General features: G+C 61.8%; 14 protein-coding genes. 5 read left to right on the top strand and 9 right to left on the bottom strand.

Annotated features, from left to right (window positions below):
- Window positions 1-157: 157 nt before the first annotated feature.
- The 6 genes from Q0601_RS03615 to Q0601_RS03590 all read right to left on the bottom strand — a co-directional run bounded on the left by Q0601_RS03615 (window position 158) and on the right by Q0601_RS03590 (window position 7,140).
- Complete coding sequence (locus Q0601_RS03615) at window positions 158-1,759, bottom strand: rhodanese-like domain-containing protein (protein ID WP_305287221.1); 1,602 nt, start codon at window positions 1,757-1,759, stop codon at window positions 158-160.
- 177 nt (window positions 1,760-1,936) lie between these two features.
- Window positions 1,937-3,181 carry an acyl-CoA dehydrogenase family protein gene (locus tag Q0601_RS03610; RefSeq protein ID WP_305287219.1) on the bottom strand — a complete coding sequence of 415 codons (1,245 nt, stop codon included), beginning with the start codon at window positions 3,179-3,181 and terminating at the stop codon, window positions 1,937-1,939.
- A gap of 1 nt (window position 3,182) precedes the next feature.
- Entirely contained in the window at window positions 3,183-4,538 is a 1,356-nt protein-coding gene (locus Q0601_RS03605; RefSeq protein WP_305287217.1) for an NtaA/DmoA family FMN-dependent monooxygenase, read from the bottom strand.
- Window positions 4,539-4,541: 3 nt separating this feature from the next.
- A complete protein-coding gene (locus Q0601_RS03600) occupies window positions 4,542-5,525 on the bottom strand; it encodes an NrtA/SsuA/CpmA family ABC transporter substrate-binding protein (protein WP_305287215.1) in 984 nt (327 codons plus the stop codon).
- Between the two features lie 80 nt (window positions 5,526-5,605).
- Window positions 5,606-6,298, bottom strand: a complete 693-nt coding sequence (locus Q0601_RS03595) for an ABC transporter ATP-binding protein (protein ID WP_305287214.1) — start codon at window positions 6,296-6,298, stop codon at window positions 5,606-5,608.
- Entirely contained in the window at window positions 6,295-7,140 is an 846-nt protein-coding gene (locus Q0601_RS03590; RefSeq protein ID WP_305287212.1) for an ABC transporter permease subunit, read from the bottom strand. The genes Q0601_RS03595 and Q0601_RS03590 overlap by 4 nt, the downstream gene beginning before the upstream one ends.
- A gap of 63 nt (window positions 7,141-7,203) precedes the next feature.
- Here Q0601_RS03590 and Q0601_RS03585 point away from each other — a divergent pair, with 63 nt between their 5' ends.
- Window positions 7,204-7,446 (top strand): hypothetical protein, encoded by a 243-nt coding sequence (locus tag Q0601_RS03585; protein WP_305287210.1) that lies wholly within the window; start codon window positions 7,204-7,206, stop codon window positions 7,444-7,446.
- A gap of 56 nt (window positions 7,447-7,502) precedes the next feature.
- Here Q0601_RS03585 and Q0601_RS03580 read toward each other — a convergent pair whose 3' ends face one another.
- Complete coding sequence (locus Q0601_RS03580; RefSeq protein WP_305287208.1) at window positions 7,503-8,891, bottom strand: ammonium transporter; 1,389 nt, start codon at window positions 8,889-8,891, stop codon at window positions 7,503-7,505.
- 256 nt (window positions 8,892-9,147) lie between these two features.
- Window positions 9,148-9,687 carry a TetR/AcrR family transcriptional regulator gene (locus tag Q0601_RS03575; RefSeq protein WP_305287206.1) on the bottom strand — a complete coding sequence of 180 codons (540 nt, stop codon included), beginning with the start codon at window positions 9,685-9,687 and terminating at the stop codon, window positions 9,148-9,150.
- A gap of 112 nt (window positions 9,688-9,799) precedes the next feature.
- Here Q0601_RS03575 and Q0601_RS03570 point away from each other — a divergent pair, with 112 nt between their 5' ends.
- From Q0601_RS03570 to Q0601_RS03560, 3 genes are read left to right on the top strand one after another with little or no spacing between them, the layout of a single operon-like run.
- Complete coding sequence (locus Q0601_RS03570; RefSeq protein ID WP_305287204.1) at window positions 9,800-10,288, top strand: (2Fe-2S)-binding protein; 489 nt, start codon at window positions 9,800-9,802, stop codon at window positions 10,286-10,288.
- Entirely contained in the window at window positions 10,285-11,319 is a 1,035-nt protein-coding gene (locus Q0601_RS03565; protein WP_305287202.1) for an FAD binding domain-containing protein, read from the top strand. The genes Q0601_RS03570 and Q0601_RS03565 overlap by 4 nt, the downstream gene beginning before the upstream one ends.
- Window positions 11,312-13,549 (top strand): xanthine dehydrogenase family protein molybdopterin-binding subunit, encoded by a 2,238-nt coding sequence (locus tag Q0601_RS03560; RefSeq protein ID WP_305287199.1) that lies wholly within the window; start codon window positions 11,312-11,314, stop codon window positions 13,547-13,549. Before Q0601_RS03565 ends, Q0601_RS03560 begins: the two co-directional genes overlap by 8 nt.
- A gap of 47 nt (window positions 13,550-13,596) precedes the next feature.
- Here Q0601_RS03560 and Q0601_RS03555 read toward each other — a convergent pair whose 3' ends face one another.
- Window positions 13,597-14,247: a GntR family transcriptional regulator gene (locus Q0601_RS03555; RefSeq protein ID WP_305287197.1), complete on the bottom strand. Its 651-nt coding sequence runs from the start codon at window positions 14,245-14,247 to the stop codon at window positions 13,597-13,599.
- A gap of 193 nt (window positions 14,248-14,440) precedes the next feature.
- On the opposite strand from Q0601_RS03555, the gene Q0601_RS03550 reads away from it, so the two are divergent.
- A complete protein-coding gene (locus tag Q0601_RS03550) occupies window positions 14,441-15,892 on the top strand; it encodes an NCS1 family nucleobase:cation symporter-1 (protein ID WP_305287195.1) in 1,452 nt (483 codons plus the stop codon).
- Window positions 15,893-16,144: the final 252 nt, after the last annotated feature.

Here is a 16,144-nt window from a genome sequence, read left to right as displayed (position 1 = left end):
GCCAACAACCTGTGAGGAGGCATGGCAAGATCGAGTTCCACGATCTGCATTATGACCCCTTCGCAGGAAATGCAATTTCAACCATACGCCGCTCACCTTACGTCATCGCCTTGTGAGTTGGCGTAAACAGGCAGCAGAGAGCGCGATCCGCCAAAGCTTACCCGGCAATTCCGCCTTGATCGGCCGGTTCGCCGCGCACCACGCGGAAGCGCGAAATTCCGCCATCATTCGCCATCTGGGCGTTCAGCTGTAATTCCCACTCGATATAGGCCCGCATATTCTCTTTGGGACTATCGGTCCCCTCATAGGGGCGCGTATAGGCATCGATGGGATCCGAGGCGTGCCGGGCTTCGGTCTCGAACGGATGCCCCTGCGCTTTCCACGCAGCGGTCCCGCCTTTCAGGACCCGTACGGGGCGCGACGTGACCGCGCGGGCGGCGGGCAGATTGGCGGCGGCCTTGTTTCCATCCGGCGAGGTCAGGATAATCGGTCCCGTCCCCGGCAGCCGCGCCAGATCCCGTGCCAGTTCGTTACCCGAGATGAACCAGGCTCCGGGAATATGCCCGCGCGAATAAACCGCATATCGCGCCAGATCGGCAAAAACCGCACCCGTCAGATCCGTGTCGGCGGTCACAAGATCGCCCGCCGCCAGAACAGGCGACCAATCCGGCACAGCCAGTCTGTCGTCGGTGGCGGGCGGGGTTTCGCCTTCCGCCAGAACCGATACGTCCCAACCCATCTGATGCAACCAGCTTGCGGTCATGCGCGCGCGGACGCCATCGGAATCGTAAAGCACGATACGCGCGCCACGCACACCGACCCATTCATCCGTCGCCTGCACAAGCTGCCCGCCCGGCGCCGACGCAAACCCGGCCGGATGGCCTTCGGCATATTCTTCCGGGGTGCGGACATCGAACTGATAAAGCGTGCGGCTTTCCGCCTCGGCCCGATAAGATAGAAGCGTCGCCGCCGGGATTTCGGGAACGCCGACATGCGCCGCCCATTGCCGGGCCCGCCGCCGGGCCGCGTCATGTCCCGCCGTCGACGGGGCGCGGGCACGTTCCGTCCGGCCATGCGCAAGCTCCTGCCCGGCCAAGGTCCAGCCGATCGTGCCATTGCGCAATGCATATACAGGGTTTTTCAAGCCGGAATTGATCAGGCTCTGGGTCCCGATAATCGATCGCGTCCGTCCCGCGCAGTTGACGATCACCGTGGTATCATCCGACGCGACCAGATCATTCACCCGATAGACCAGTTCTCCGCCCGGCGCGCTCTGTCCGCCGGGAATCGACATGGTATTGAACTCCTCAAACCGCCGGACATCCAGGACGACGACATCCTTTTCAGTTTCGAGAATGCGTTTGACCTCTTCGGCGGGAAGCGATGGCGTGTGCCGGATGGTTTCGACCAGCTCGCCAAAGGCTTTGGATGGCACGTTCACGTCAATATATATCTCGCCCAGTTCAGCATAAGCGGCCAACCCGCCGTCGACTATGGCGACATCCTTATATCCCAGCGCCTCGATCCGCGCAGCGGCGGGTTCCGCATAACCTTCGCCATTGTCGATGATCGCGACCGGTGCGGCTAGACGCGGAATCAAGGCAGGCAACCGGGTTTCGATTTCGCTCAGAGGAACGGAAAGGGCGAAAAAAGCGTGGCCCCGCGAATAGGGATATTCCTCCCGCACATCGATCAGAGCGATCTCGCGGTTGTTCAACCAGTGGGAACGCAGGGCTTCGGGGGTGATTGTTCTGGTCATCAACGGGCTCGTGATCTGGCTGGAGTTACGGAAACCTCATCCGCCGGGGCGATCCGGCGGGTGACGAAAGGCATATCGGCACAAGTGCTTACCGCGTGCGGAGAGGCGGTGCAAACCGATCACCTTGGCCCGGGCAAGGCGCTGCTTCGGGATGGGCATCATGCAAGACGCAATTCCTCAGAAGAAGGCCCCAGTCGGGGGCGCCGTGCCGTTCAGGTAATGATCCCCCAGAATACGCTCTTTATACACACGCGGATTATGCGCCGAGATGACCTTGATATTGCGCCAGTGCCGGTCCAGCGCGCGTGAAGCGCTGACTCCGCTTCCGCTGGATACATCGATCAGCAGGCCGGCCAGCACCGCCGCGGTCTCATCGGTGACAACCTTGGCTTCGGCTGCGGCGATCGAGGCGGATATCGACAGCTCCACGGCATCCGGCCCCTCGGCCCCTGCCCATGCGCGGTCCAACGCATCGGCGGCACGCTCGGTTACTGCGCCGATGGCCGCCCGGTATGCCGCGATCCGGCCGACGACGGACTGTAATTCGGGTTCTTCCGAAGGATGGTCGTGCAGCGCATGATAGAAGTTCCGCTTGCGGGCCCGGATCAGTTCCACCGCGTCACGCAGGATCCGGTCGACGATCCCCGAGATGATCGTGGTCAGATAGATCTGATGGAACGTATAGCCGTAAAGAAACGGTTCATCGGGGTCACGCTGCGAAAGGTCGTAAAGATCAGAGCTGTCGACCCGGACCCGGTCGAACACCGTCTTGCCCGACCCGGTCAGCTTCTGGCCGAAACCATCCCAGTCATCTTCCAGCAGCACACCTTCCGCACTGGTCGGGATGAAGAATTGCCGGGCCTCGCCATCGGCATCGACCGCCGAGGCGAACAAGAAATCGGCATAGATATTGCCGGTCGAATAGATCTTGGTGCCCGAAATGCGAAAACCGTCGCCATCCCGTTCAAGCCGCGCAGATGGAAGATAGTTCACGCCTCCTGCCGGATTGTTGCTGACCTCGTTAAAGGCCATACCGAACATCGCGCCTTCACGGGCCAGTCCCAGAACCCGGTTGGAAAACCGCGCGCGAGGGGTCCGGCGATGGGTTTCGACGGCAAAGAAGTGATTGCGGAATACATGGGCGATATTCGGATCGGCCGCCGCGAGATCACGCACCACAGGGAAAAATTCGGGCAGCGTCAGGGAAGCGCGGTCCTCCAGATCGATCCGCAAAGCGCCGAAGCCCAGGCGTTTCAGCTCTTTCGTTTCGTCGAAGATCAGATGACGACCGGTATCGCGCTCTGCGGCGCCTGCGGCGAAGCGGTCAAAGACCGGCGCGAATCCCAGACGATGGGTCACCGATGACCAGTCAGGCACAAAGGCAGGCACGGTCTGGGTTTTGGGGAATGTTTCGCGCAGCATCTCAGACCTCCGTTCTGACGCGGATAGGGGGCAGGTCGCGCTGGTCGACAAATGGCGCAAGGCCAAGGTGATCCCGCAGGGTCCGCCCTTCATATTCGGTGCGGAAGCGGCCCGCGCGCTGCAGCACGGGAATCAGCCCGTCCACAAGGTCTTCAAGGCCCGAAGTCTGGATGTCTATGTTCAGATTGAACCCGTCCGCCGCGCCATTATCGATCCAATGCAGAATATTTTCGGCCACCTGCTCGGGCGTGCCGACGATCATGCGGTGCCCGCCGATAATGTTCGACAATGCCGCCTGCCGCGCCGTCCAGTTGGCGGGGCGGGCTTCGGACAGGATCTGCTTGCGCGGCCAGCGTGACGCGATGGGGACATGCGGTTCGCGCGTATCGATCAGGTGGAAAGGCAGAACCCGGTCCAGCGGAAGATCATCGGGATCCAGCGCGAAGTGACGCGCAAGTTCGTTATGCAGAAAGGCGATATCCAGCCCCGCGTCAAGATCATCCTTGCGGCGAAGCGCCTCTTCCTCGGTACCGCCAAGGATCGGAAACAGCCCGGGCATCACCAGAAGCTGCGACGGATCGCGGCCGTTTGCCCGCGCCAGCGCCTTGACGTCGCCGTAGAATTTCTGCGCGCCGTCGATGGTCCGCTGACCGGTGAACAGGGCGTCGGCCCATTTTGCCCCGAAGGCTTTGCTGTCTTCGGATTGCCCCGCCTGGAAAATGACCGGCCGTCCCTGCGGCCCGACCGGCGCCGACAGGCTGCCGCGGCTGCGGAAGTGCCGCCCCTGCACATCGATGGGCCGCGTTCGGTCCACATCAACAAAGATATTGCGGTCGGCATCGCACAGGATCGCCTCTTGCGGAAGCGAGGACCAGAGGCCGGTGACGATCTGCGCGAACTCATCGGCACGGATATAGCGCTCATCCTGACCGAAGCCCTTGTCTATCCCATAAGCCGCGAGCGCCACGGGCGTCTGGCTGGTGATGATGTTCCAGGCCGCCCGTCCCCCGGAGATATGGTCGAGTGAGGCAATCTGACGCGCAACCACATAGGGATGGCCGAAAATGGTCGATGTGGTCGCGACCAGCCCGATAGACTGTGTCTGCTGACTAAGCGCCGAAAGCAGCGCCACCGGATCCAGCGCCCGCCAGGGGCGGGTGAAGCTTTCCTCGACCAGCCCGCCGGGGCCATCCGCAAGGAACAGCGCATCGATCCTGCCCCGCTCGGCGATCTTTGCGATGCGGGCGAATGTGTCGATATCGGTGGAAAGTTGCCCCGCATCGGGCAGTTTCTTCCATGCGGCGTCATGCCGGCCCGAGGCCAGCACGTTTACACCCAATCGGACATGTTTCTTCATGGATCACACTCCTGGAACGCGCACGACATGATCGGCGACGGAAATCGGTTGCGGCAGAATTTTACGCTCGACCAGCCAATCCGCAGCGCGTTGGAAATCGCTTAGAAAGGCCGGGTCGTCGGCTTCGTAAAAGACATTGCGCCGCTTGAGGGCGGCAAGGTGATCGCGGACGGTGTCGTTATAGCCCGCCTCTTTCTGGATCATCTTCTCGGATTCCTCGGGGTTCTCGGACATCCAATCGCCTTCGGTCTTGAAAGCATCGATGACTTCACGGACCAGTTCGCCATTCTCTTCGGCAAAGCTGCGCAGCGACACGAGCGACGAGTAGTCGATCAGGTAATCGAGATCGGTCCCTTCAAAGAAGATATCCTTGGCGTCGAATTTATCCCGCGCGATATCGACACCGGGCGACCACATCGACCAGGCGTCAACCTTTCCCTGCCCAAAAGCAGGCGCCGCATCCGGCGGGTTCAGATAAACGAACTCGACACTGTCGCGCGGGACGTTGTTCTGCTCCAACGCGGCGACGACAAGGAATTCGCCCAGACCCGAGCGATTGACGGCAACGCGCTTACCCGCCAGATCCTGAACATTGTCGATGCCGCTGTCCTTTTTCACGATGATCGCGGTCGAACGCGGCCCGTAAACCAGGAATTGCGTGAAAACCAGTGGCGAACCCGCGATGATCGCGGCAAGCGCAGGCGTGGTCGATCCCCAGAAACCAAAATCGGCACTGCCGCCGACCACTGCCTGCAGGGATGGGGCGTGGTTTGGAAAGGGGCCGACCCATTCCACTTTGATGCCCTTGTCCTTCAGGTTCTTTTCGAACTCGCCCCGTTGAAGGGAAATCTGGGTGATACTGCCCTTGCCCCAGCCCACGCGGACCGTGTCGGTGGTGCGGGCAAGGGATAAGCCGGGCAGGACCGAGGCCGCGCCAAGCGCAGCACCGGCCCCGATCAGGTGACGGCGATTCAGGGTGAAGGCCATGTCAGTCTCCTTGAGTTTTGGCGAACTGCACGCAAACGCCCCGGGGGCGTCCTGCAATTATTCAATGAATCCGGTTCAGATCAGGCCGCACGGCTATCGCTTTCGACGCCAAGTTCCTGCAGCAATGTTTCACGCAGCGCTGGCGGAGCAATGTCCGCGGTCAGATAGCTGGCCGCGATACCGCCATTCCGCATGACAAGAATCCGGTCGGCGATCGCGATGGCCTCATCCACGTCATGCGTGACCAGCAGCACCCCGGGCCTGTGCCGGGCGACCAACTCGCGGATCAGGACATGCATCTTGATCCGCGTCAGTGCGTCCAAGGCGGCAAAGGGTTCGTCCAGAAGCATCAGCTGCGGCTCCCGCACCAAAGCGCGGGCCAGTGCCACCCGCTGCGCCTGACCGCCCGACAGGTTGCGCGGCCAATCCTCTTCGCGGCCCGCAAGGCCCACCTCGCCCAGCGCAGCTTCGGCCTGTTTGCGACCCTGTGCGGTATCCACCCCAAGCGTGACATTCTCCCACAGGCTGGCCCAGGGCAGCAGCCTGTGTTCCTGAAAAACGACCGCTGGCTGCTTTGGCCCGTCGATTTGCCCGCCATTGACGGGATCAAGTCCCGCCAGGGCGCGAAGCAATGTCGTTTTCCCGCAGCCGCTTTCGCCCAGAAGCGCCACGAACTCGCCTTTGCGGATCGTCAGATCCAATCCGTCGATCACCACACGCTCGCCATAGCGGCGGCGCAGGTTGCGGACGATCACAGCGGTGTCGGTGGTCATTTTCTGCCCTCTTTCGCATAATTCGGATGCCAGGCAAGCAGCTTCCGCTCCAGAAACCGGGCCAGCCCGTCGGCACTGATGCCGATCACCGCATAGATCAGAATGGCAAGAACGATGACGTCGGTTTGCAGAAACTCTCGCGCGTCCATCGCCAGAAAGCCGATGCCGCTTGTTGTCGCCACCGTTTCCGCGACGACCAGCGCCAGCCACGCGGTTGCCAGCGCATAGCGCACACCAGTCAGAATCGACGGCATCGCGCCCGGCAGGATGATCTTGCGGATGGTTTTCATCCGGGAAAGCCCGGTCACGCGGGCAAGTTCCAGCAGTTTTGGATCCACCTGCCGTATGCCCAGCACGGTATTGATATAGATGGGAAACAGCACTGCCAGAGCGACAAGGAAGATCTTGCCGCTTTCGTCCACTCCGAACCAGACGATCACCAGAGGCAGCAGCGCCAGAAACGGAATCGCCCGGATCATCTGGATGGATCTGTCAAGCGACGCCTCGGCCACGCGTGAGAAGCCGACAAGGACCCCCAGCGCAAAGCCGATCGCGCCCCCGATTACAAACCCGATGGCCGCGCGCAGAAGACTGGCCCCCAGATGCTTGAAAAGATCGCCCGATACGGTCAGCCGCCACGCGGTTTCAGCGACAGAACTGGGGGCGGGCAATACCTGCGGTGCGATCAGCCCCGCACGGCTGGCCACTTCCCACGCCAGCAGAATCGCCACCGGCGCGGCCCAGGATAACAGTTGAAGCTGCGCTTCCGTTGCTGCCGGGCGCGGAATGTGCTCCTGAACGGTGGGCTTCAGGGCTTCCCGGTTCAGCAATTCGATGGTCATCGCTTCTCCTTTCAATGGGGTTTATTCGAGTGAAATATATCACGACTAAATTGGTCGTTATTATTGTCCATCGAACCGGGCCTGACCATTCTAAAGTTCATGAGCCGGAGAGAAGTTTTTCCTATGGCGCGTCAGAAAAACAGTGGATGCGATTTTTCAGGATGGCCCGGATCATGCCTGCGCGGCGTCGGGCAGGCGAAAAATTCGGTGGCACGAGATATCGAAGACCGGCACGATATCCGCAAGAAAGATCAGGCCCCACAGCGGATCCGCGTTCAGCCTGCAAGATTGAAAAAAGCCTTATGAATGCCGAAGGGCCGGACGGCTACCGTCCGGCCCTGCCTTTCTGTCTGCAACCCGGATCAGGCAGTCTGCGTGACCACCGATGAAGCCGTCACGCGGGTATGATCATCGGTCAAAGGCTGAACAGCCGCGCCCGCATAAACGCCATCGCCCAACCGGTAACCAACCTCTCCGTGGGTAGCCGTATCCAGACCTTCGAGTTCGTCATCTTCGCTGACACGCAAACCGACCAGCGCATCGGCAATCTTCAGCGCGATCCATGTCGTCATCAGCGAAAACAGGATACTGAAGCCCATGATCAGCACCTGCGGCGCCATCTGGGCCATCATGCCGCGACCCTCGGGATAGCCGAGTCCGCCAAGGCCGGGGGCGGCGAAAATCACGGTCAGGACACCTCCGACCATCGCGGCGACACCATGCACGCCAAAGACATCGAAGGAATCATCATAGCCGAAACGGTGTTTGACGCTTTCAACCGCATAGGCACAGACCGGCGCGGCCAGGAAGCCGACGGCGACTGCGCCCGCGGGGCCGACAAAACCACAGGCCGGCGTGATGGCCACCAATCCGCTGATACAGCCGGACAGCAGACCGAAAGTGCTTGGCTTCCTGCGGTGAACCCATTCGACCGCCATCCATCCAAGCGCGCCGCCCGCTCCGCCCAGAATCGTATTCAGCATGATCAGCGCGCTGTAGCCATTCGCCGCCAATGCACAACCGCCGCAAAAGGCAAGCCAGCCGACCCACAGCATCGCGCCCCCGGCATAGGTCATCGTCATGTTGTGAGGCGCCATCATCGCCGTGCCGTAACCCTTGCGCGGGCCGATGACCAATGCGCAGACAAGGGCCGCCATGCCGGCGTTCAGATGCACCACATTGCCGCCCGCGAAATCCTGGACGCCAATATCGAACACCCATCCGCCACCCCATGCCATATGGGCCATGGGAACGTAGTTAATCGTCAGCCAGAGCGCCATGAAGATCAGAACGGCCGAAAATTTCATACGTTCGGCGAACGCGCCGACGATGATCGCCGGCGTGATGGCCGCGAACATCATCATGAACAGGATGTAAAGATATTCGGGGATTGTGCCCACCACATTGTCCTGCGCCACTGCGGCCAGAAACAGCTTGGCCGTACCACCTATCACCGGGTTCCACGAGGTGTCGGTGTCAAAGGCAAGCGAATAGCCAAAGACGATCCACAACACGCAAACCAATGCGATCGTGGCGAATATCTGGGTCAATACGGACAGCACATTCTTGCTGCGTGTCATTCCAGCATAAAAAAGTCCAAGCCCCGGCAGCATCATCAGCATGACGATCAGGGCGCAGGTGGCGACAAATGCCGTATCCCCGGCGCTCAGCCCGGGCGCGGCTTCCTGAGCCTGCGCAGCGGCGGGAAGCGTTGCAAGCAAGAGGGCCGCAGAGACTTTCATGAGGTTCATGGCGTCATCCTTGTTGGAAGCTGTCGCCAAACCATCCTATGGAAAGCCCGCCCCGCTAAAAACTTTCGTGACAGTGAATATCCTTTTCTGTCCGGTATCTGAACTGCTGCTGAAATATCGGGCATTGCGCCGAAAACTTGTTCACTGCGGAAAGATCACCTGCTGCTGTCGAGTTTCAGATCGCGTCCATGATCGGATTAAAAAACCACAGCGGCCCGGAGGACATGAGCTTTCAAGCTGCCAATTTCTCAGGCTTTCATTCCGGCTTGAGCCCGTCAAGAAACACATCCAGCAGCAGCCCCGAACGCGACGCGTCCGCGCCGGGACCATAGCTGAGGCCAAGAAGCACGCGCATCAGATCCTCGGCGGTAACATCGGGTCGTAATTCTCCGGCCGCGACCGCCTGATCGCGCAGACGGCCCACTGCGGCGCCCATCCGCGCCGATTGTTCGGTAAAAAACGGCGCGTCCTTGTCCAGCACGGGTTCAAGAGCCGCAACCATGCCACCCTTGGTCGCCATCATCTCAAGCGCCGCCTTCATCCAGGCCGCCAGTTCGCCCTGTTGCGCCTGTGTCTCCAGCGCCGCGACCTCGCGGGCATAGACGGCCTGGAACAGCGCCTCGCGTGTCGGGAAATGACGATAAAGCGTGCCGATGCCAACCTCTGCCTGCCGCGCTACAGCCTCCAGGCTGCCGTTGTCGGAACGGAACACCTTGCGCGCGGCCTCTAGCAGCCGCTCGCGATTGCGGATCTGATCGGCACGTGGTTTCCTTGTTTTCGGCGTCAGCTTGCACATTTTCCCGTCTGCACTTCCTTCGTTCTTGCAAAACGGAGGCTCCCTCCGTATATTTGTCTCCGTGGCCATACCGGCCGGACTTCCCCACCAGCTTATCGCCAAAGAGGGAAAGATGACACAAATACTGAAGCTGACCATAAACGGAACATCGCAGGATATTCCGATAGACGACCCCCGCGCCACACTTCTGGATGTCCTGAGAGAACGTATCGGTCTTACCGGCACGAAGAAGGGCTGCGATCGCGGTCAATGCGGCGCCTGCACCGTGCTGATCGACGGTCGGCGCATCAATTCCTGCCTCGCTCTGGCGCTGTCCTATGACGGGGCCGAAATCACCACGGTGGAAGGGCTGGCGCAGGGCGACCTTCTGCATCCCGTGCAAGCCGCATTCATCGAAGCCGACGGCTTTCAATGCGGTTATTGCACGCCCGGTCAGATCATGTCGGCCGTGGCACTGATCGCCGAAGGCGAAGCCGGCCTTGATCCCGAACGCGTGCGCGAAGGCATGAGCGGGAATCTTTGCCGCTGCGCCGCCTATGCCGGCATCACCGAGGCGGTGTTAAAGGCCACCCGCGCCATGAACCGGGAGGATGCGGCATGAATCTGTTCGAATATACGCGGGCCGAAACGCTGGACGCCGCGATGAGCGCCGCAACCCAGGATGGCGCGATCCTTGCCGGAGGCACGAATCTGCTGGATCTGATGAAGATCGGGGTGATCAGTCCCACCCGGCTGATCGACATCACGCGGCTGCCCCTTCACGATATCGAGGAACATGACGGCGGGTTGCTGATCGGCGCGATGGTCCGAAACGCCGATCTGGCGCGGCACCCTGTTATCCTGTCGCGATTCCCGGCAGTGGCCGAGGCGCTGTTGTCCGGTGCTTCGGCACAGCTTCGGAACGCGGCCAGCACCGGCGGCAACATCATGCAGCAGACGCGGTGCAGCTATTTTCAGGATCCGCTGTCACCCTGCAACCGGCGCGAACCCGGCAGCGGCTGCGCTGCCATCGGCGGCGAGACGCGCAATCACGCGATCCTGGGCTGGACAGAAGCCTGTATCGCCACGCATCCGTCGGATCTGTGCGTGGCGCTGGCGGCCTATGACGCGGTGGTCGAGATTGCCGGCCCCGATGGCTTGCGCGAGGTGCCGATGGAAAGCTTTCATCCTCTGCCCGACGCAAATGACGCGGGTCCGGCGCCGCTGCAATCGGATGAAATCATTACCCATATCCGCCTGCCCGATCCCGGCGGCATGGCGCGCAACGCCCGTTACGTGAAACTGCGAGAGCGGACCTCTTTCGCCTTTGCCATCGTCTCCGCCGCAGCGGCGCTGGAAATACAGGATGGCAGGATCGTACAGGCCCGTCTGGCGCTTGGTGGCGTCGCCGCCCGTCCGTGGCGCGCCCGAGCGGCGGAAAAAGCGCTGGCTGGCCAACCCCCGACCGAGGAAGCCTTTGCCCGCGCCGCCGATCTTGCCCTCGAAGGCGCTGCGCCCTCTGGCGACAATCGCGCCAAGATCACGCTGGCCCGCCGCATCGCCATCCGCGCATTGATCCGCGCGGCGGCGGGCACACCGGACCGGCTGCCCGCTTTGCCCGCCTCGGTTTTCGAAGGAGACTGCAATGGCTGATGTCATGAATATTCAGGGCCATGTGCGCCTTGGCTCCAATGCCGGGCAGTCCATGACCCGCCGCGACGGGGTGCTGAAGGTCACGGGCCGCGCAACCTATGCTGCCGACAATCGCCCCGAAGGCGTGCTGCATGCCGTCACCGCCACAGCAGGCATCGCGCGGGGTCGCGTGACGCATCTGGACGTGGCGGCGGCGGAAGCGCATCCCGGCGTGGTAAAGGTCTATACGCCCGCAAACCGCCCCGACCTTGCCGTCAGCCCGGACGAGAAGATCCACGGTTTCGCCTGGCGGACCGAGGCGCTTCAGGATGATACCGTCCGCTATGCCGGGCAGCCGATCGCGCTTGTCGTAGCCGAAACGCTGGAGGCGGCAACCGAAGGCGCGCGCCTTCTGGCGCCGCGCTATGATGCCGACACGCCGCGCATCGGCCTTGATGGCGGCGTTCCCTTTCAGCCGGAAACGGTCAGCATCGGGGCCTCGCCGACACTGGAAGCCGGGGATATGGACGCCGCCCGCGCCGGTGCCGCGCGGCATCTTGAGACGGTGATCGAGACCGCTGCCCAGTATCACAACGCGCTGGAGCCGCACGCGATCACCGCCCGCTGGACCGGAGACCGGCTAGAGATCGACACCCCCAATCAGGCCATCGGCCTCGCAAAGCAAAGCTTCGCGGCCTATCTGGGGATCGATCCCGCGCAGATCCTGATCCGCAGCCCCTTCCTTGGCGGTGGTTTCGGGTCGAAGGCGATCCTGTTCGGAGGGCAGCTTCTGGCGATACTTGCAGCAAAGGATCTCGACCGCCCCGTCAAACTCGCCCTGCGGCGGGAACAGATGTATGGCCCGGTCGGCCACCGCCCCGCAACGCGCCAGACGCTGAAGCTGGATATCGATCCCCAGGGCCATATTTCGGCACTGGATCACCATACGATCGCCGTTACCTCCAGCTTCGACGATTTCATCGAAAGCGCGTCCAATGCCTCGCACAGCGTCTATGCGACGAAGGCGATGCGCACGACCCACGGGGCGGTCCGTGCCGATACCGGCACGCCCGGTCCGATGCGTGCACCCGGCGAAGCGCCCGGATCGGCCGCGCTGGAGGTGGCGATCGACGATGCCGCCTATGCCATGGGTTTCGATCCGCTGGAATTCCGGCTTAGGAACTATGCCGAAACGGATCCCGCCACCGGTATGCAATTCTCGTCGAAGGCTTTGCGCGAATGCTACGCACAGGCCGCCGAGGCGTTCGCATGGAAGGATCGGCCGCTGGAACCCGGCAGTATGAAACAGGGCCGATTGCTGAAAGGCTGGGGCATGGGCACGGCACAATTCCCGTGCCCGATGTTTCAGGCCGCTGCCCATGCGACACTGCGCGCCGACGGTTCCGCCGTGGTCGAGACATCTGCCGCGGATATGGGGCAGGGCGCATGGACCTCACTGGCGCAGATTGCGGCGGACGGGCTTGGCATCGATATCGACCGGCTGGAATTCCGCTCGGGGCAGTCCAGCCTGCCGGATGCCGGAGTGGCAGGAGGCTCGGGGCATACCGCCACGGCGGGAACCGCGCTGTTCAATGCGGGCGCCGACACAATACGCCAACTGGCAGAGCTTGCGTTAAACGATCCCGCCTCGCCCCTGTTCGGCGCGGATAACGCAGGCGTGACGGCACGCGGCGGCAGGCTTTACCGCAACGACGACGATACCCGATCCGAAGCTTATGAAGACATCCTGGCCCGCGCAGGTCTTGACCTTCTGCGGGGCGATGGCAAGGGCGCACGGGAAGGCGAGCCGGAACGGGCCATGTTCTCGCATGGCGGGGTCTTTGCCGAAGTGCTGGTCGATCCGGATCTGGGACAGGTCCGCGTAAGCCGCCTGATCGGGGCCTTTGCGGCGGGACGGATCGTCAACCCGCATCTGGCCCGCAGTCAGCTTTTGGGCGGCATGATCTGGGGCATCGGCTTCGCCCTGCAGGAAGAAGCGATCCACGACGTCCGGACCGGGCGTTTCACCAATGCCGACCTTGCCGGCTACCATATCCCCGTCAATGCCGATGTGCCCATGATCGAAGCCCTGACCGTGCATGAGGACGATCCCTTCGTGAACTCGCTTGGCATCAAGGGCGTGGGAGAGCTGGGCGTTACGGGAACTGTCGGCGCGATCGGCAATGCCGTCTGGCACGCCACCGGCATACGGCCAAAGCGCTTTCCGATCCATCCGGAGAGCCTGATCTGAACCGGCAGCGCCGGGCTTCATGATCGAGGGCGGCGTCGGTGCCGCCCTCAGGTCTTGGCGCCCCACCAGTATTGCGTCCGCTCGCAATGAAGCGAAATCGCATCGATGGCGGCAAGCAGGTCGCGGCGTTCCATGGCCTCGATGATGCGCAGATGTTCCTGCATCGAGGACTGGATCCGCTCCTGCACGAAGGGGCGGACGCGCTGGATGATGGCAATGCGGACCCGATTCGCATCATAGCCGGTACGCAGGACCGAGTTGCCCAGCCCCTCGGCCAGATAGTCATGCAGTGACAGATCGACCGCCACCGCCCGCGCCGAGAAATCCGGCGCGCTTTCGCGCGACGCCTCGGCCAGCATCTGTTCGTGCCGGTGGCGCAATTTCGGCAGTTCCGCAAGCAGATCCAGGCGGATCCGCCGTCGCGCGCCTTCCTGATCCAGCACCATCCGCGCGTCCAGACTTTCCCTGATCGTGTCGGAACGCGCCTCCAGCACCTGCACGCCGCGCTTGGGGATAATATCCATCCAGCCAGACAGACTGGCATATCGGGCCGCCTCGCGTACCGCGGCCATGGGATAGCCGAGGATCTGCACAAGCTGCGGCATGGACAGGAACTGACCCGAACGCAGATCGCCGCGCCGCAATGCCTCGGTCAAAGACACTTGTGCCCGCCTGTTCAGCATCTTGTCGTCACTCATGGCACCCCTTCCCGGATCCGGCCTGATACGAATCACGGCCAGCGAATTTTCAGTATATCCCGTAACGTATTTTCTGATACGATATCTACGTTAATAGCTAAAATATCTACTAACATTTTATGAAACAACCCAGAAGGCCGGCGCGGTCCTGTTGATGGCGAAGCGGCCCCTACCACGCAGAAGGAGGTTTGCCTTGACACAATCACACAGCCAGCCGCCGCTGGACGGCGCGCTTTACAACGAGGATCTGGCCCCTATTCCCGCAGATAAGCGGCAATGGGGCGCGTTCGAGATTTTCAATGTCTGGAACAACGACATCCAAAGCCTGTTCGGCTACACGCTCGCCGCGTCGCTCTTTATCACCTATGGGCTCAACGGCTGGGCCGTGTTTGGCGGCATTGTTCTGGCGGGGTTCATCGTCATGGGGCTGGTCAATCTCAGCGGCCGCCCCTCGGTGCGCTACGGCGTACCCTATCCCGTCATCGCGCGCGCGGCGATGGGGATTTACGGCGCACGTTTCCCGGCAACGATCCGCGGGATCGTCGCGATCTTCTGGTACGGCGTCCAGACCTATTTCGCCTCGACGGCTGTCGCGCTTTTGCTGCATACATTGTTCGGAGGCGAAAGCGGGCCGGGCTTTCTGGGGATGAACGGCATCGACTGGCTGTCCTATGTCATCGTCTGTGTCTTCCAGCTTGGGTTGTTCATGATGGGCATCAACTGGGTCGGGCGTTTCCTGAACTGGGCCGGTCCCTTCGTCTATGCGGTGATGATCGCATTGATGTTCATAATCTGGTGGAAGGCCGGGAATGGCATCTTTACGGCGCTGGGATCGATTTTCGAGGGCGATGACGCGACCGATCCGCGTGGCCCCGTCATCGGCTTCATCACCGTGGTCGGAACGATGATCGCCTATTTCGCCGCCGTGGTGATCAATTTCGGCGACTTCTCGCGTTTTGTCTCGAATGAGCAGGCGATGCGGCGCGGCAATTTCTGGGGCCTGCCGGTCTCGATCGCGCTGTTCTCGTTCATTGCCCTGTTCGTGACGGCGGGGACTGTGGTGCTGTTCGGCGAGAAACTGATCAACCCGGCCGATATTGTGGATCGCGTGGGCAATACCTGGCTGACACTGATTGCCGCGATCACCTTTTTTGCCGCCACGGTCGGCATCAATCTGGTCGCCAATTTCATCCCGCCCGCCTATGATATCGCCAACCTCGCCCCCAAGCTGATCTCGGCCAGGACGGGCGGGATCATCACCGCGGTGATTGCGTTCTTCATCGGCGCGCTGTGGGTCTCCTTCATCTCGAATGTCGGGATTGCGGCTTTCGTCGATACGCTTGGCGCGGTGCTGGCGCCGCTTTATGGCATCCTGATTGCCGACTATTACCTGATCCGTAAGCAGAAGCTGGACGTGGATGCATTGTTCAGTACCGATCCGAATGGGGTCTATCACTACGAAGGCGGCTGGAATCGCAAGGCCATCATCGCTTTCGGCGTCGCGGCGGTCTTCTCGGTCGCGACCGTATGGGTGCCCGCATTCGCAAGCCTGTCCGGCTTTGGATGGATCATCGGCGCGGTGCTGGGCGGAGGCTTCCATCTCATGCTGATGCGCGAAGCCACCTCCGCCCAGCGGCAGGCATAAGAGGCCCGGGCGAATAACCGGGTCCGCAAGAAAGCCGCAGGCCCGGCATCTTTCGTCACGCTGTCCCCTGCGACGATTCGCGTTCACCGGCTGGCTAGGATTCGCGTGCGCGAAGTCGTCTTCGGCACGCGCAGGCATCGCCACGGGTTTTAAAGGATCGGGACCGGATCAAGCCGATCTTGCACGAAACCCGGATTCCGCGGTTGTCCTGAATCCGTAAAAGGTGTTTCCTGATGCTGCGCCTCGCGCCTG

The organism is Paracoccus wurundjeri (assembly GCF_030678915.1).
GTDB lineage: Bacteria > Pseudomonadota > Alphaproteobacteria > Rhodobacterales > Rhodobacteraceae > Paracoccus > Paracoccus onubensis_A.
The sequence above is the reverse complement of the archived record's forward strand: the minus strand, read 5'-3'. Positions and strand labels throughout refer to the sequence as shown.

Coding starts and splice junctions, on each gene's coding strand:
- Q0601_RS03605 (WP_305287217.1), bottom strand. CDS start 4,538: ATGAAGAAACATGTCCGATTGGGTGTAAACGTGCTGGCCTCGGGCCGG.
- Q0601_RS03600 (WP_305287215.1), bottom strand. CDS start 5,525: ATGGCCTTCACCCTGAATCGCCGTCACCTGATCGGGGCCGGTGCTGCG.
- Q0601_RS03580 (WP_305287208.1), bottom strand. CDS start 8,891: ATGAACCTCATGAAAGTCTCTGCGGCCCTCTTGCTTGCAACGCTTCCC.
- Q0601_RS03555 (WP_305287197.1), bottom strand. CDS start 14,247: ATGAGTGACGACAAGATGCTGAACAGGCGGGCACAAGTGTCTTTGACC.
- Q0601_RS03610 (WP_305287219.1), bottom strand. CDS start 3,181: ATGCTGCGCGAAACATTCCCCAAAACCCAGACCGTGCCTGCCTTTGTG.
- Q0601_RS03560 (WP_305287199.1), top strand. CDS start 11,312: ATGGCTGATGTCATGAATATTCAGGGCCATGTGCGCCTTGGCTCCAAT.
- Q0601_RS03570 (WP_305287204.1), top strand. CDS start 9,800: ATGACACAAATACTGAAGCTGACCATAAACGGAACATCGCAGGATATT.
- Q0601_RS03590 (WP_305287212.1), bottom strand. CDS start 7,140: ATGACCATCGAATTGCTGAACCGGGAAGCCCTGAAGCCCACCGTTCAG.
- Q0601_RS03615 (WP_305287221.1), bottom strand. CDS start 1,759: ATGACCAGAACAATCACCCCCGAAGCCCTGCGTTCCCACTGGTTGAAC.
- Q0601_RS03565 (WP_305287202.1), top strand. CDS start 10,285: ATGAATCTGTTCGAATATACGCGGGCCGAAACGCTGGACGCCGCGATG.
- Q0601_RS03575 (WP_305287206.1), bottom strand. CDS start 9,687: ATGTGCAAGCTGACGCCGAAAACAAGGAAACCACGTGCCGATCAGATC.
- Q0601_RS03595 (WP_305287214.1), bottom strand. CDS start 6,298: ATGACCACCGACACCGCTGTGATCGTCCGCAACCTGCGCCGCCGCTAT.